Annotated in this window: 13 protein-coding genes; 6 read left to right on the top strand and 7 right to left on the bottom strand. The window is 74.4% G+C overall.

What is annotated here, in order from left to right; translation table 11 throughout:
* Nucleotides 1–298: 298 nt before the first annotated feature.
* On the top strand, nt 299–904 hold the full coding sequence (locus IE271_RS04275) for a MarC family protein (protein ID WP_190188786.1): 606 nt from the start codon (nt 299–301) through the stop codon (nt 902–904).
* Nucleotides 905–1,128: 224 nt separating this feature from the next.
* On the opposite strand, the gene IE271_RS04270 is transcribed toward IE271_RS04275, so the two are convergent.
* Nucleotides 1,129–1,281, bottom strand: a complete 153-nt coding sequence (locus IE271_RS04270; RefSeq protein ID WP_190188785.1) for a DUF8834 family protein — start codon at nt 1,279–1,281, stop codon at nt 1,129–1,131.
* A gap of 263 nt (nt 1,282–1,544) precedes the next feature.
* On the opposite strand from IE271_RS04270, the gene IE271_RS04265 reads away from it, so the two are divergent.
* Nucleotides 1,545–2,459, top strand: coding sequence for an NYN domain-containing protein (locus IE271_RS04265; RefSeq protein ID WP_190188784.1), 915 nt, complete (start codon nt 1,545–1,547; stop codon nt 2,457–2,459).
* Nucleotides 2,460–2,522: 63 nt separating this feature from the next.
* Here the strand turns inward: IE271_RS04265 and IE271_RS04260 are convergent, their stop codons facing one another.
* The gene (locus IE271_RS04260) at nt 2,523–3,395 is read right to left on the bottom strand and encodes an alpha/beta fold hydrolase (RefSeq protein ID WP_190188783.1); all 873 of its coding nucleotides are present in this window, start codon (nt 3,393–3,395) and stop codon (nt 2,523–2,525) included.
* Nucleotides 3,396–3,517: 122 nt separating this feature from the next.
* Entirely contained in the window at nt 3,518–6,052 is a 2,535-nt protein-coding gene (locus IE271_RS04255; RefSeq protein WP_229919128.1) for a DEAD/DEAH box helicase, read from the bottom strand.
* 467 nt (nt 6,053–6,519) lie between these two features.
* Here IE271_RS04255 and IE271_RS04250 point away from each other — a divergent pair, with 467 nt between their 5' ends.
* Nucleotides 6,520–7,257 (top strand): ferritin-like fold-containing protein, encoded by a 738-nt coding sequence (locus tag IE271_RS04250; RefSeq protein ID WP_190188781.1) that lies wholly within the window; start codon nt 6,520–6,522, stop codon nt 7,255–7,257.
* A 118-nt stretch (nt 7,258–7,375) separates the two neighbouring features.
* On the opposite strand, the gene IE271_RS04245 is transcribed toward IE271_RS04250, so the two are convergent.
* The 4 genes from IE271_RS04245 to IE271_RS04230 form a co-directional block, all read right to left on the bottom strand.
* Nucleotides 7,376–7,645, bottom strand: coding sequence for a hypothetical protein (locus IE271_RS04245; RefSeq protein ID WP_190188780.1), 270 nt, complete (start codon nt 7,643–7,645; stop codon nt 7,376–7,378).
* A 365-nt stretch (nt 7,646–8,010) separates the two neighbouring features.
* Nucleotides 8,011–8,238, bottom strand: coding sequence for a DUF3107 domain-containing protein (locus tag IE271_RS04240; RefSeq protein ID WP_190188779.1), 228 nt, complete (start codon nt 8,236–8,238; stop codon nt 8,011–8,013).
* A gap of 168 nt (nt 8,239–8,406) precedes the next feature.
* Nucleotides 8,407–9,048 (bottom strand): TetR/AcrR family transcriptional regulator, encoded by a 642-nt coding sequence (locus IE271_RS04235; RefSeq protein ID WP_190188778.1) that lies wholly within the window; start codon nt 9,046–9,048, stop codon nt 8,407–8,409.
* A gap of 622 nt (nt 9,049–9,670) precedes the next feature.
* Entirely contained in the window at nt 9,671–9,895 is a 225-nt protein-coding gene (locus tag IE271_RS04230) for an Rv3202a family protein (RefSeq protein WP_190188777.1), read from the bottom strand.
* A 160-nt stretch (nt 9,896–10,055) separates the two neighbouring features.
* Between IE271_RS04230 and IE271_RS04225 the strand changes: the two genes are divergently transcribed.
* The 3 genes from IE271_RS04225 (at nt 10,056) to IE271_RS04215 (ending at nt 15,550) form a co-directional block, all read left to right on the top strand.
* Nucleotides 10,056–11,129 carry an alpha/beta fold hydrolase gene (locus IE271_RS04225; protein ID WP_190188776.1) on the top strand — a complete coding sequence of 358 codons (1,074 nt, stop codon included), beginning with the start codon at nt 10,056–10,058 and terminating at the stop codon, nt 11,127–11,129.
* A gap of 434 nt (nt 11,130–11,563) precedes the next feature.
* Nucleotides 11,564–12,958, top strand: coding sequence for a DUF3152 domain-containing protein (locus IE271_RS44310; protein ID WP_434099624.1), 1,395 nt, complete (start codon nt 11,564–11,566; stop codon nt 12,956–12,958).
* A gap of 381 nt (nt 12,959–13,339) precedes the next feature.
* The gene (locus IE271_RS04215) at nt 13,340–15,550 is read left to right on the top strand and encodes a DUF3492 domain-containing protein (protein ID WP_190188979.1); all 2,211 of its coding nucleotides are present in this window, start codon (nt 13,340–13,342) and stop codon (nt 15,548–15,550) included.
* Nucleotides 15,551–15,670: the final 120 nt, after the last annotated feature.

The raw sequence follows: 15,670 nt of genomic DNA, 5'->3' as shown, positions 1-15,670 counted from the left end.
CCGAAGCGGTGGACCGGGCCCGAAGTGCCCGCACCCACCGGGGCCACGGCCCCTGGATGCGCGACCGCCCGGGTCCCGGAGCCCCTCCGCCCGGGCCGCCGGTGGCCGCTTCCGGGCGGCGTCCGGTGACCACGTGCGGTCGGTCGCACGGGGTCGCACATCCCCCTTCACGCCCGAACGCACGCCCAGGCGCACGCCCGGACACGCGTTCCTCACCTTTCCCTGTCACGCCCGGCGTCGGCCGGGGGCGCCCGTCCGCGCCTCCGTCCGCCGCCTCCACTTCTCCGCAAGGCTCATCGTGTTCGACCTCGCCGTCTTCGGCTCCCTGTTCCTCACGCTCTTCGTCATCATGGACCCCCCGGGGATCACCCCGATCTTCCTCGCCCTGACCGCCGGGCGGCCCGCCAGGACGCAGCGGCGCATGGCCCTCCAGGCGGTCTGCGTGGCCGGCGGTGTCATCACCGTCTTCGGGCTGCTGGGCCACCAGATCCTGGACTACCTGCACGTGTCCGTGCCCGCGCTGATGATCGCGGGCGGACTGCTGCTGCTCCTCATCGCGCTCGACCTGCTCACCGGCAAGACCGACGAGCCGAAGCAGACCAAGGACGTCAACGTCGCTCTGGTCCCGCTGGGCATGCCGCTGCTGGCCGGTCCGGGTGCGATCGTGTCCGTGATCCTGGCGGTGCAGAAGGCCGACAGCGTCACCACGCAGGTGTCGGTGTGGACCGCGATTCTCGCCATCCACGTGGTGCTGTGGCTGGTGATGCGCTACTCGCTGCTGATCATCCGCGTCATCAAGGACGGCGGCGTCGTCCTGGTGACCCGGCTCGCGGGCATGATGCTGTCCGCGATCGCCGTGCAGCAGATCATCAACGGCGTCCTGCAGGTGGTCCAGGGCGTCTAAGAGGTCAGCCGGTCCGCCGGTCCGCCGGGGCCCCGTAACGCACGAGAAGCCATCGCGGCGCGTGGAGCCCCGGCGAAGCACGGAGCCCCCGTACGGCGCGAGGGCCGTACGGGGGCTCCGGAACATGCTTCGGCCCGTGGGAGTGCGGCCGTCCGGGTGCGGACGGCCGCACTCCCACGGGCGGACGCGAAGGCGTACGCGTCAGAGCGAGAGGCGGTCGTGCGTCATGAGGCCGGGCACTCGGCCGGGCGGATCCACAGCCGCTGCCCTATGGCGGCAGCCTGCTGCACGATCTGGTTGACGGAGGCGGCGTCCACGACGGTGCTGTCCACGGCGGTGCCGTCGACATCGTCCAGGCGCATGATTTCGAAGCGCATACGGCTTCTCCCTTCGTCTGGTCATCCTCCTGAAGGAGAACTACTGGTATGGGACGTAAGTCTCGTCCCTTGCTGAGGCCGGGCGGTTGCCCGCCCGTTAAGAGTGGATTGCGGGGCCATGGTGTCCGCTGTTCCGTACGGTTCAACGACTTGCTCCCTGCAAACATTCCCTACGCTAAAGAAAAATTTCGACGATCTAACGACCACGGAGTCCTGGGACCGCTTGTGTTCGCGCAGTGACGGCCTGCGACAATAGGGCGCATATGAATGACGACTTCCCGGCGATCGACGAGGCGGCTTCACTCGTCGCACGCATCGATCGCACAAACGAGCTGCTCAAGCGCATGCTCGCCGAAGTGGCCAAGACGCCGTCCACGCACGCGATCTTCGTCGACGCCGGGTACCTGTACGCGGCGGCGGGCCGCCTCGTGGCCGGCACCGAGGACCGCCGGGCCTTCGACCTGGACGCCGAGGGGCTCATCGACGCGCTCATCGACCGGGCCCGTTCGATCTTCGCGGACAGCCGGCTGCTCCGCGTCTACTGGTACGACGGCGCCCGGCGCCGCATCCACACCGCCGAGCAGCAGTCGATCGCCGAGCTGCCGGACGTCAAGGTCCGGCTGGGCAACCTCAACGCCAACAACCAGCAGAAGGGCGTCGACTCCCTGATCCGCTCCGACCTGGAGTCCCTGGCCCGGCACCGCGCCATCAGCGACGCGGCGCTCATCGGCGGCGACGAGGACCTGGTCTCCGCGGTGGAGGCGGCCCAGGGGTACGGCGCCCGGGTCCACCTGTGGGGCGTCGAGGCGCCGGAGGGCCGCAACCAGGCCGAGCCGCTGCTGTGGGAGGTCGACAGCCAGCGCACCTTCGACCTGGAGTTCTTCAAGCCGTACGTCACCCGGCGCACCGCCGCCTCGTACGACGCGACGGCGGCGGCCCGGCCCACCCGCGAGGACGTCCGCTTCGTGGGCGCGCAGATCGCCGCGAAGTGGCTCTCCGCCCGCGGCCGGGAGGCGCTGGTGGAACTGCTCCCCGGTCACCCGTACCTGCCCGGCCCCGTGGACCAGGACCTCCTCGTGGAGGCCGAGAGCCTGCTGCAGTACTCGCTGCGCGGACAGGCGGACCTGCGCCGGGCGCTGCGCGACGGCTTCTGGGAGCACCTGCAGACGCAGTACTGAACAGACGCGGTACTGAACGCCCGGCGGCGGGTCGCGTGCCGGGTGGCGAGCGCCGTCACGGGACTACACGGCGACGGAGTCCCAGAAGGCGGCGAGGGCTTCGGCCGTCTCCAGGGGACGGTCGGTGTTGGGGGAGTGCTCCGCCCCGCGGACGACGGTCCGGCGGGCCCGCAGCCGTACGGCCATGTCGTCCAGGAGCGGCACCGGCCAGGTGTCGTCGCGCTCGCCCGACAGGACGTGCTTGGGCAGCGGCAGGGCGGCCAGGGCGGGAACCCGGTCGGGCTCCGCGCACAGCTGGCGGCCGGCCGCGACGAGCTGCGCCGGGCTGGTGGCCAGCCAGCGCCGCCTGAGGTCGGCGCGGTCGTCGAGCCCCGCGTCCAGGTCGTCGGCGTCCTCCGGGGTGTCCAGCGCCTGGATCGCCTCCCACACCCGGGCCATGTCCATCACGGCGAGCACGTCCCGCAGCAGCTTGACGCGCTGCTGCTGCGGCGGCGAGATCTCGGCAGGACCCGACGACATGAGGGTGAGCGAGACGAACGCGTCCGGCTCCAGCAGGACGGCGGCCCGCGCCACGAGTCCGCCGAACGAGTGGCCCACGAGGTGGAGCGGGCCGTCCCCCACGGCCGCCGCCTGCGCGAGCACGTCGCGCGCCAGCTCCTCCTGCGCGTACGGCGCCTCGTCGTCCGCCGGGCCCGGGGTCTCGTACTGCCCGCGGCCGTCCACGGCGACCGTCCGGTACCCGGCGGCGGCCAGCGGCTCGTGCAGGCCGATGAAGTCCTCCTTGCTGCCGGTGAACCCCGGCAGCAGCAGGGCCGTCCCCTTGACCGCGACGCCGGGTGCCGCGGGGGCGTCGACGACGGCGAAGCCGCCGCGCGCGGTGGCGAGCCGGTACGCGCGGGCGCCGGCGGGCGGGACGAAGGTCGGAGGCCTGCTCATGGATCGAGGCTAGCGGGGCGTGCCGGACGGCGGCGTGCCGGGCCGCCCGGCCCGGTGCGCGCGAACGCCGACGGCCCGGCCCCGGTGATCGGGGCCGGGCCGTCGGCGTCGGGTGGTGCCGGTCAGCTCTCCGTCACCTCGGCGGCCTCCGCCGCCTTGCGGGTGCGGCGGCGCGGAGCGGCCTCGGCCGCCGCCTCCGTACCGGCGTCGGCGGCACCGGCCGCGGTCTTGCGGGTCCGGCGCGGCTTGGCCGGGGCCTCGGCCGCGTCCGCAGCCTCGGTCGCCGGGGCGGCCTCCGCGGTCTTGCGGGTGCGGCGGCGCGGCTTGGCGGCCTCCTGCTCGTCGGCGGCCTGGGCCGGGATGCCGGCCTCGGCGGCTGCCTTCGTGCGGGGGGTGCGGCGGCGCGGCTTGGCCTCCGCGGCCTCGGCGGTGTCGACGGCGGCCTCGGCCGCGTCCGCGGCCTCGGTCGCCGGGGCGGTCTCCGCGGTCTTGCGGGTGCGGCGGCGGGGCTTGGCCGGAGCCTCGGCCGTGTCCGTCGCGGTGGTGCCTTCGGCGGTGGCGACCGCGGCTTCCGCCGCTTCGGCGGCCGGGGCGGTCTCCGCGGTCTTGCGGGTGCGGCGGCGGGGCTTGGCCGGGGTCTCGGCCGTGTCCGTCGCGGTGTCGCCCTCGGCGGTGTCCACGGCAGCCTCGGCGGTCTCCGCCGTCGCGGCGGTCTTCCGCGTGGTGCGGCGGCGGGGCTTGGCCGTGGCCGCCTCAGTGCCGCCCTCGGCGGTGTCGACGGCGGCCTCGGCCGCGTCCGCGGCCTCGGTCGCCGGGGCGGTCTCCGCGGTCTTGCGGGTGCGGCGGCGGGGCTTGGCCGGAGCCTCGGCCGTGTCCGTCGCGGTGGTGCCTTCGGCGGTGGCGACCGCGGCTTCGGCCGCTTCGGCGGCCGGGGCGGCCTCCGCGGTCCTGCGGGTGCGGCGGCGCGGCTTCGTGGCGGTCACGGCCTCCGGGGCCTCGACCGGCGCGGCGTCGGCCGCCGGGGTCTCGGACACCGGCGTGTCGGCCACCGGGGCGAGCGCCTCCTCGGCCGACCGCCGCGTACGGCGGCGGCGCGGCTTCGCGCCCTCCTCCGGTTCCGCGGCGGCGGGCGCCGTGCCCTCCGCCGTGGCCACGGCCGCCTGCGCGGCGTCGGCCGGCGCGGCCTCGGTCCGGACGGTCTGCGCCGTGGCGGCGACGGCCTCGGCCGGGGCGCCGCCCCGCGTACGGCGACGGCGGCGCGGCGTACGGGGCCCGGAGACCTCCGTGGCCTCGGCAGCGTCCTCGGGGATCTGCTGGGGCGTCTCCGCCGGAGCCGTCGCGTCCACCGGCGCGCCGTTGCGCGTACGGCGGCGACGGCGCGGCGTACGCGCCGGGCGCTCACGCTCGCGCTCCTGGTCGGCCGACGGAGCGGTGCCCCGGCCGCCGCGTCCGCGCGGACCGCGCCCGGTCTCGCCGAGGTCCTCGATCTCCTCGGCCGCGAGGCCGGCGCGGGTGCGCTCGGACCGCGGCAGCACGCCCTTCGTGCCGGCCGGGATGCTCAGCTCCTCGAAGAGGTGCGGGGAGGTCGAGTACGTCTCCGGCGGGTCGTTGAAGGACAGCTCCAGCGCCTTGTTGATCAGCTGCCAGCGCGGGATGTCGTCCCAGTCGACGAGCGTGATCGCCGTACCCGACGCGCCCGCGCGGCCCGTACGGCCGATGCGGTGCAGGTACGTCTTCTCGTCCTCGGGGGACTGGTAGTTGATGACGTGGGTCACGCCCTCGACGTCGATACCGCGCGCGGCGACGTCGGTGCAGACGAGGACGTCGACCTTGCCGTTGCGGAACGCGCGCAGCGCCTGCTCGCGGGCGCCCTGGCCGAGGTCGCCGTGGACCGCGCCGGAGGCGAAGCCGCGCTTCTGCAGCTGGTCGGCGAGGTCCGCCGCCGTCCGCTTGGTCCGGCAGAAGATCATCGCGAGACCGCGGCCCTCGGCCTGCAGGATCCGCGCGACCATCTCCGCCTTGTCCATGTTGTGGGCGCGGTAGACGTGCTGCGAGATGTTGGCGACCGTCACGCCCTCGTCGTCCGGCGCCGTGGCGCGGATGTGCGTGGGCTGCGACATATAGCGGCGCGCGAGACCGATGACCGCGCCCGGCATGGTGGCCGAGAACAGCATCGTCTGGCGGCGGGCCGGCAGCATGTTGATGATCTTCTCGACGTCGGGCAGGAAGCCCAGGTCGAGCATCTCGTCGGCCTCGTCGAGCACGAGGGCCCGGACGTGCTTGAGGTCGAGCTTCTTCTGGCCGGCCAGGTCGAGCAGGCGGCCCGGGGTGCCGACGATCACGTCGACGCCCTTCTTGAGGGCCTCGACCTGCGGCTCGTACGCGCGGCCGCCGTAGATGGCGAGGACCCGCACGTTGCGGACCTTGCCCGCGGTCAGCAGGTCGTTCGTCACCTGGGTGCACAGCTCGCGGGTGGGGACGACCACGAGGGCCTGCGGGGCGTCGGTGAGCTGGTCGGGGCGGGCGCGCCCGGCCTCGACGTCCGCCGGGACGGTGACGCGCTCCAGAAGGGGGAGGCCGAAGCCGAGGGTCTTGCCCGTGCCGGTCTTGGCCTGGCCGATGACGTCGGTGCCGGAGAGGGCGACCGGGAGCGTCATCTCCTGGATGGGGAAGGGGTTGACGATGCCGACGGCCTCAAGGGCCTCGGCCGTCTCGGAGAGGATTCCGAGCTCTCGGAAAGTCGTAGTCAGGGTGCTGCCTCTTCTGTGTGCGCGGAACGAGGCGAGCGCGGGGGTCTTGTACACCGTGCCGGGGACGTCGGCCGCCTTGGGGGCGGGCCTGGGTGGCGCGGGACCACTGCCGACGCTCGAGCGCTCGTACCGCTGAGGGTCTCTCCGGTCGCCGTACGCACCACGGCGTACGAACGGGGAGAGCTGTCGGGTCGGAGCCGATCGGGCCACCGACCGGGCATCCTCATTCGTGCGGCCCGTCGATTATTCGGCGGGCGCATTACCACCATACCCCGGATCCGCGCATATGCGATGGCCGATTTGGTCACGTAGTCGTCGTCACAGTGATTGACCAGGGACTTCCCCGTGGCAGCGAGCGGGCTATTGTGCGCTCCATGACGACGTCGGACAACACCGCCGAGACCCCCGCCGCACCCACCGGAGTCGCCGCCCAGGACTGGGCGCAGGCCTCCGTCGACCCCCAGTACCGCGCCGCGGTGGTGGACCTGCTCGGAGCGCTCGCGTACGGCGAGCTGGCGGCGTTCGAGCGGCTCGCCGAGGACGCCAAGCTGGCGCCGACGCTGGCCGACAAGGCGGAGCTGGCGAAGATGGCGTCGGCCGAGTTCCACCACTTCGAGCAGCTCCGGAACCGGCTGACCGAGATCGGCGCCGAGCCGGCCGGGGCGATGGAGCCGTTCGTGGCCGCGCTCGACGGCTTCCACCGGCAGACGGCGCCCTCGGACTGGCTGGAAGGGCTCGTCAAGGCGTACGTCGGCGACTCGATCGCCAGTGACTTCTACCGCGAGGTCGCCGCGCGGCTCGACGCGGACACGCGCGCGCTGGTCCTCGCCGTGCTCGACGACACGGGGCACGCGAGCTTCGCGGTCGAGAAGGTGCGGGGCGCGATCGACGCGGACCCGCGCGTGGGCGGCCGGCTCGCGCTGTGGGCGCGGCGGCTGATGGGCGAGGCGCTGTCGCAGTCGCAGCGGGTGGTCGCGGACCGCGACGCCCTCTCGACGATGCTGGTCGGCGGCGTGGCGGACGGCTTCGACCTGGCCGAGGTGGGGCGGATGTTCTCCCGTATCACGGAGGCCCACACGAAGCGGATGGCGGCGCTGGGGCTGGCCGCCTGAGAGGACGCCCGGGGCGCCCGGCGACGTGAGGCCCGGACGGGCGCGGGCGCCGGGTCCCGCCGGTACCGGGGTGTGCGAGGGCCGGCGGACCGGGCGGCGGCGCGGCAGTGCGGTGGTGCTACACCGCCGCCGAACGGCGGCGCAGGCGGCCCACCGGGCGCAGCAGCAGCGACAGGGACGCGGCGCCGACCGCGACCGCGCCGATGAGGATCAGCGGCAGATGGCCGGGACCGAGCGCGCTGTGCGTGAGGAACGCGCCGAACAGGGCGCCCACGACGCCCGTCGACAGCACCAGGCGGCGGTCCGGGAGCCGGTGCGCCAGCCGGCGGTGGGCCGCCCAGGCCAGGATCGCGCCGAGGATCGCCGAGCCGAGTGCTTCCAAGACCATGACGAGTTCCTTCCCGCAACCACCTGGGCAGATCGGTCGTAACCCGTCATACCCGTGACCCGCGGAACACAACCTTCCCTGTGGGGTTCTTGTGGGCCGACTGTGGAGATCACCGGACAGCCGCCGGACCCGGCGGGGAGGACCCGCGGAACGACGGGAGGGACCTTCGGGGGAACGACGCGCGGGTCCTGCCCGGAGGGACGGGCGGTTCCCCAGGGAACGGAAACGACAGGCGGTCTGCACGGAACGACGGGCGGTCTGCATGGAACGACGGGGGTCCGTACGGGACGACGGGGGGTCCGTACGGAACGACGGGAGGGCCCGGCGGCGCGGTGCCGCCGGGCCCTCCCGTCGTCGTGTTCCGGCTACAGCGCGCTGAAGCCCACCTTGCGGGCGGTCGGCTCGCCGAGCTCCACGTACGCGAGGCGGTCGGCCGGGACCAGGACCTTGCGGCCGTGGTCGTCCACGAGGCTGAGCAGCTGCGACTTTCCGGCCAGCGCGTCGGCGACCACCTGCTCGACCTCCTCCGGGGTCTGACCGCTCTCCAGAACGATCTCGCGGGGCGCGTGCTGCACGCCGATCTTGACCTCCACGGCTATGTCCCTCCGACGGTCAGTGATGAGCGCGTTCGTCCGCGCCGTACGCAGCACACATTAGCCCGCGTGACGGGACGTACACGCGCGCGCCGGAACGCCAGGAGCGAACAACGGCCGGGAACAAACGCGCCCGGCCGTCCACGGCGGCCGTGCTCGGTGCTGTGCTCAGTGCTGCTCGCTGCCGTGCAGCGGGAAGCCGGCGATGCCGCGCCAGGCCAGCGAGGCCAGCAGCTGCACCGCCTGGTCGCGCGGCACGCTGCGGTCGCTGTGCAGCCAGGAGCGCGCCACCACCTGGGCGAGGCCGCCCAGACCGGAGGCGAGCAGCATCGACTCGGCCCGCGACAGGCCGGTGTCCTCCGCGATGACGTCGCAGATCGCCTCCGCGCACTCGAGGGTGACCTTGTCGACGCGCTCGCGCACCGCGGGCTCGTTCGTCAGGTCGGACTCGAAGACCAGGCGGAAGGCGCCGCCGTCGTCCTCGACGTACGCGAAGTAGGCGTCCATGGTCGCCCGGACGCGCTGCTTGTTGTCGGTCGTCGACGCGAGGGCGGTGCGCACCGCCTGCAGCAGCGCGTCGCAGTGCTGGTCCAGCAGGGCGAGGTAGAGGTCGAGCTTGCCCGGGAAGTGCTGGTAGAGCACCGGCTTGCTGACGCCGGCCCGCTCGGCGATGTCGTCCATCGCCGCCGCGTGGTAGCCCTGCGCCACGAAGACTTCCTGGGCGGCGCCCAGCAGCTGGTTGCGTCGGGCACGACGCGGCAGGCGTGTGCCCCGCGGGCGTGCCGCCTCTGTCTGCTCGATGGCTGTCACGCCGCCTCCCAAGATCGTCCACATGCGGTGTGCGCCGCGCGGCCATCGTACTTTTCGGTAACCGTGGTGTGCGCGGTGCGAGCGCAGAATTTCACGGACCGGACGACGGCGGAAGCGACGCGAAGTGTGCCGAGCGTGCCGGGCGGGCAGGCCGGACGGGTCGGAACGCCGTCGGCCGCCCGGTACCCCGGCACGGCCGGACATCGTCCGTCACCGGCGCGCTTCTGTCATCCGTGTCCGCCGGTCACCGTTCATTCTCTGCCACCGGCGGCGGTCCGCTCCTCCGCCGTCGCCGCGTACCCCGCCCGCGCGGGCCGACACGGGGCCGTGCAGGTGCCCGCGGCGGCCGGTACCGGACATTCCGCCCTTGTGTGCGCGGTGTTCGGCCCGCGGTGTCCGGCCGGTACCCGGCGCTCGGTGCCCGGCGCTCGACGGCCTGTGCCCGGGGCGCCCCGCGCCCCTGTGCTCCACGCCGTGTGTCTCCGCGTGTGCGGAACCGTCCGGCGTCCGGGAGTCCCTCTCGCCGGACGCCGGTCCTCCTGGCCGGACGCCGGTCTTCGCCGCCGGCGCACGGTCCCCGGCACCGTCGGCGGTGTCAGTGGTGTCAGCAATGTCAGTGGTGTCAGCGGTAGTCGTCCTCGTCCAGGTCGACCACCCTGGCCTGCTCCGCGCGGTCCGCCTCGTCCGCGTCGTACAGCTCCGAGGCGTTCACCGGCTCGTCCTGGCGTGGTGCGACGTCCGTGTGCTGCTCCGCGGCGTCGGCCTCGGGGGCCTCCACGTCGGACTCCGCGGGCCCGGTGGTCCCGGCGATGTCGAGGATCTCGGGGTCGGTGGGGTCGACGGTCATGTGTCCTCTTCCCGAACGGTGCGAATGCGCTCCTGTCCGCGTACGAGTGCCCTCGTCTTCGAAGCGTATGAGACACCCGATCGTGGCGCTATGCGGTGTGCCCCTCATCTGTGACCGTGAACACGCAGACCTCGTCTTGATCGTCTCGTAACATTGCCGCATGTCTTCGACCGAGCTGCCGTCCGTACTGGCCTCCACCGTCTCGCCGAAGGCGAGCACCGTCAGGGTCGCGGACGGGGAGAAGGTCAGGTCGGTCGGGCTGCCGGGCGTCACGCTGACGGTGCGGTCGAGACCACCGGCCCGCGAGGGGCTGCCGCCGGCGCTGTACGTCCACGGCCTGGGCGGTTCGTCGCAGAACTGGTCGGCTCTCATGCCGCTCCTGGACGACGTCGTGGACAACGAGGCCGTGGACCTGCCGGGCTTCGGCGACTCGCCGCCGCCGGACGACGGCGACTACTCGATCACCGGTCACGCCCGTACCGTCATCCGCTATCTGGACGCCTCGGACCGCGGTCCGGTGCACCTCTTCGGGAACTCGATGGGCGGTGCCGTCGCCACGCGCGTCGCCGCCGTACGCCCCGATCTCGTACGGACGTTGACACTGGTGTCGCCCGCGCTGCCGGAGCTGCGGGTGCAGCGCACGGCGGTGCCGACGGGGCTGCTGGCGGTGCCCGGGATCGCCGGGCTGTTCACCCGGCTCACCCGCGACTGGACCGCCGAGCAGCGGGTGCGCGGGATGATGGGGCTCTGCTACGGCGACCCGGGCAGGGTCTCGCCGGAGGCGTTCCAGCATGCCGTCGAGGAGATGGAGCGGCGGCTGGCCCTGCCGTACTTCTGGGACGCCATGGCCCGTTCGGCGCGCGGCATCGTGAACGCGTACACGCTGGGCGGCCAGCACGGGCTGTGGCGCCAGGCCGAGCGCGTGCTCGCGCCGACGCTGCTGGTCTACGGCGCGCGCGACCGGCTCGTCGGCTATCGCATGGCCCAGCGGGCCGCCCGTTCCTTCCGCGACAGCCGGCTGGTGAGTCTGCCGGACGCGGGGCACGTGGCGATGATGGAGTACCCCGAGGCCGTCGCCGGGGCCTTCCGCGACCTGCTCGCGGGCAGGGGCGGCGGGTCGTCGGGAGAGGTTTCGACGGAAGGCGCTCCGTCGGACGGCACCCCCTTGGACAAGGGGCGTCCGGCGGCGGGACGGGCCGGTGCCGACACCGGCTCCGCGGACGCGGGGAGCTGAGAGGGCGCGTGGGACGTCACAGCCGCCGGGGGCCGGCCGACCGGCGCGGCACCACGGACCGGGCGGCCGACACGCCCGAGGGGTCCGGCCGACGCGGTCGCCGCGGGTTCACAGGACAGCAGCAGGAACGGCAGGCGCCGCGGCCCGCGCAGCAGATGCCGCAGCCGCAGCAGACACAGCAGATGCCCTGGCCCCAGCAGCCGCCGCAGCCGCCGTACCCGCCGACGGGGGGCGGCACCGCGTGGCCGGCCGCCGGGCCGGGGAACCCGGACGCGACACCGGCGCGGGACGTGCCGCGCCTCCCGGACGGAACGCCCGCACAGGGCGTTCCTCGTTTTCCCGGGGGCACTCCCGCGCGCGGGGTGCCCCGTTTTCCGGACGGAACCCCGGCGCAGGGCGTTCCCCGCTTCCCGGACGGAACGCCCGCCCGTGGGGTGCCGCGTCTTCCCGAGGGCACTCCCGCGCGCGGGGTGCCCCGTTTTCCCGGCGGAACCCCCGGGGCGGGTGCCCCGGGCGGTGGCTTCGGCGACGCGCCGACGCCCTCCCACGGGGTGCCGCCCGTACGGGGCGGACATCCCCAGCAGCCGGAGACCGCCCCCGGCCGGGGCGGCCCGCGGAGCGGGCCCGAGGGCGGCGCAGGCCGCGGCGGACCGCACGGAGCGCCCCAGGGACCCGGCCCGTCCGGCCGTCCCGCCCGGGGCAGGACGGGACTGCCGATACCGCGTCAGCGGCAGGCATCCCCGGACGGCCCGCGTCCGGAGTACGTCCGCGCCTTCGACGAGAACACCGCGTACGCCGACACCGCCGATGACGACGGCGTCTTCACCCGCCGGCGTCCCGTGCCCGCGCGCGGCGCCGGCCGGGACGGGGCCGGCCCGTACGGCACCGGCAGGGACGGCACAGGCAGGGACGGGGCCGCCTCTCCCGCTCCCGCTTCCGTGGCGGACCGGTCCGCGGAGGCCGGTGAGCAGGCGTACCCGCAGGACGCCGGCGCCGGGCGGGCGGGGACCAAGGGCAAGGCCGTCAAGGGGCGCACCTTCACGGGGATCGCGGCCGCCGCCGTCACCACCGTGCTCGCCGTGGTCGTGGCCGGCCAGGTCGCCGACGGGCGCGACGCGGACGGCGTGCAGTCGCAGGCCGCGGGCGGCTCGGAGCGCACCTCCAAGGACGCGGCGTCCCGCGGCGACAACCGCCCCACCCCGTCCGACACGCCGACGGCGACCGCGCTGACGTACGACCAGAAGATGGCCAGGATCTATCCGCTGGAGGCGGACCTCAGGGGGTCCGGGAAGTTCGACGCCGTCGGCGGGTTCGACAAGGCGCCCGGCACGGGCCGCAAGTACACCTACCGCGTGGACGTCGAGAAGGGGCTCGGACTCGACGGGGAGCTCTTCGCGCAGGCCGTGCAGAAGACCCTGAACGACGACCGGAGCTGGGCCCACGGCGGGGGCCGCACCTTCGAGCGGATCTCCTCCGGGCAGCCCGACTTCGTCATCACGCTGGCGAGCCCGGGCACCACGGACGAGTGGTGCCTCAAGTCCGGCCTCGACATCACCGTGGACAACGTCTCCTGCGACTCGGCCGCCACCGACCGGGTCATGATCAATGCCTACCGCTGGGCCCAGGGGTCCGAGACCTACGGGGACGACAAGATCCACTCCTACCGGCAGATGCTGATCAACCACGAGGTCGGCCACCGGCTCGGCTTCAACCACGTGACCTGCACCGAGGACGGCGCGCTCGCACCGGTCATGCAGCAGCAGACGAAGTTCCTCGACCACGACGGCATCCACTGCCGGCCCAACCCGTGGGCGTACCCGGGCGATTGACGGCGGCGCGCGGACCGCGCGGACATCGTGCGGCGGTGTGCCAGTGCGCCAGTACGGCGGTGCGGCGGTACGCCGATCGGCCGCTTCGTCGCGCGCCGGTTCCTCGGCGCGTCCGTGCCGCTGCCCGTCCGGTGCGCCGCTGCCCGTGCGGACGGGCGCGAGTCGGGCGGTCACGATTGGCCGTGACGTCACGCAGAGTATGCGAATGATCTCCTAGCGCGACGGAACGCGACGTGCACGCGAAAGTCACGAGCGTTCACCCCTTCCGGTGGCGGGACGGACAACCGTCCGTCCCGCCACCGGCATGTCCGCATACGTTCGTCCCGCTGCGAGCCGTCGGGTCAACGGTGGCTGTCCCTACAGGAGATCGGGGGTGTGCACGTGCGCATCGGACTGCTTACGGAGGGTGGCTATCCGTATGTGAGCGGTGACACCGGACTCTGGTGCGACCGGCTCGTGCGCGGGCTCGGACAGCACGAGTTCCGGGTCCACGCGTTCAGCCGCGGCCGGGAGCAGGAGGACGAGGGCTGGATCCCGCTCCCGCCCCAGGTCCACGGCGTACGGACCGCACCGCTGTGGGGCGACGGCACCGGCGGCGCGGCGCTCGGCCGGCGGGCGCGGCGGCGGTTCGCCGAGTGCTACGGGGAGCTGGCGGCGGCCGTGTGCGCGGGCACCGGCGCGACCGCGGCCGTGATAACGGGCACGGCGGGGACGGCGCACACGGGGACGGCGCACATGGGGGCGGGCACGGGACCGGCGGGCGCGGGGACGGGGGCCGGAGCGAAGGCGGGTGCGGGAGCGACCGAGGAGCCGTCCGGTCTCGGGGAGGACGGGGAGACCTGCGGATGCTCCGGACCGTCGAATCCTGGGCCGTCGCATTCGGCAGGGCCGGCGGGTCCGGCTGTTCCGATGGACCCGGTGGACCGGACGGACCGGGGCGATGTGGTGACGGACCGTTTCGCCAGCGCGCTGTACGGACTCGCCGAACTGGCCCGTGACCAGGGCGGACTGAGCGCCGCCCTGCGCTCGGAGACCGCCGTGCGCGCCCTGGAGAGCGCCTGCCGTGCGCCCGGCGCCCCGGGCACCGCGCGCGAGGCCCGCGTACCCGACCTGCTCGCCGTGGCCTCCGGCGTCGAACGGGCGCTGCGTCCGCTGTCGCTCGACTGGTACGAGGACGACGGGCTCGGCGCGGTCGACCTGTGCCACGCCACGTCCGGCGGCGCGGCCGCCCTCACCGGACTGCTCGCGCTCCACTTCGCCGGGGTGCCGCTGCTGGTCACCGAGTACGGGGCGGGCGTGCGGACGCAGTACCTGGCCTCGCGCGACGCGACGCCCGCCGTGCGCGCCCTGCTCGCCTCCTTCCACACGCGGCTCGCGGCCGAGGCGTACCGCCGCGCCGAGATCATCACGCCTGGGAACGCGCACACCCGCCGCTGGCAGGAACGCTGCGGCGCCGACCGCGCCAAGCTGCGGACGATCTACCCGGGAATGGACGCGTCCCGCTTCCATGAGGTGGGGGAGAGGACGGGAGCGGGCCCGCAGACGCGGCCGGGAACCGGTCGGCGTCCGCGTCCATGGCCGCGACCGGGTGCCGACGCCGGCGCGCCTGCGGGAACGGCACCGGGAGCGGCGCGAACGGGGCCGGGACCGGAGCCGCGCCCGACGGCGGAGGGCGATGCCCGTGCGGACGGCCGCTCACCGGACGACCCGGCGCCGGACGGCCGCTCACCGGACGACCTGCTGCCGAGCGGGCTGCCGCCGGACGGCGGAGCCGAGCCGTGCGGCGAGCCCGGGACGCTCGTCTGGGTCGGGCGCGTCGAACCCACCAAGGACCTGATCGGCCTCCTGCACGCCCTCACGGAGGTCCGCTGGGCGGTGCCCGGGACCGGGCTCCGCATCGTCGGCGCGCCCGCCGACGGGCCGGAGGGCGCCGAGTACCTCGCCCACTGCAAGGCCGTGGCCGCGCAGCTCTTCCCCGACGAGGCGGCGGGGGCGCACGCGGTCGGCCACAACCCGGTCTCGTTCGAGGAGGTCGGCGGGCCGGAGACGCCGAGCCTCGCGGAGGCGTACGCCTCCGGTGACGTCGTCGTCCTGTCGAGCGTGGTCGAGGGTTTCCCGGTCGGCCTGGTCGAGGCGATGCTCTGCGGGCGCGCGACGGTGTCGACCGACGTCGGCGCCGTGGTGGAGGTCATCGGCGGTACGGGGCTCGTGGTGCCGCCGCGCAACCCGCGGGCGCTCGCCGAGGCGTGCGTGGCGCTGCTCCGCGACCCCGAGCGCCGGGAGCGCCTGGGCGCGGCGGCCCGTGCCCGTGCGCTCGAACTGTTCACCGTCGAGCAGAACGTCGCGGCATTTCAGGGCATTTACCTGGAGATCGTTTCGCGTGCCCCCGTACGGCGGGTCGCGGTCGACGAGGCGGGCGAGCCGCTGCCGTTCTCCGTACCGGCCGAGGCCCATGTGCCCGGGTGGTGGACCGGGGCCGCGGGCCGCCCCCGGGTCGTGGCCGCGGGAGGCCCGCGCTGGGCGGCACACCCGCCGGGGCCGGGGACGAGGCCCGGAGCTGTCCGGGCGGCCGCGACGGAGGGAGCGCGGTGAACGGGCGAGGGCACGCACGGGAGCTGGACCACGCGCAGGCACTGGGCCGCCCCCAGGGGCCGGATCCCTTCCAGGGACTGGACCGTCCCCAAGGACCGGACCACCCCCAAGGACCGGGAC

The sequence above is a fragment of the Streptomyces minutiscleroticus genome (assembly GCF_014650875.1).
Classification (GTDB): domain Bacteria; phylum Actinomycetota; class Actinomycetes; order Streptomycetales; family Streptomycetaceae; genus Streptomyces; species Streptomyces minutiscleroticus.
The sequence above is the reverse complement of the archived record's forward strand: the minus strand, read 5'-3'. Positions and strand labels throughout refer to the sequence as shown.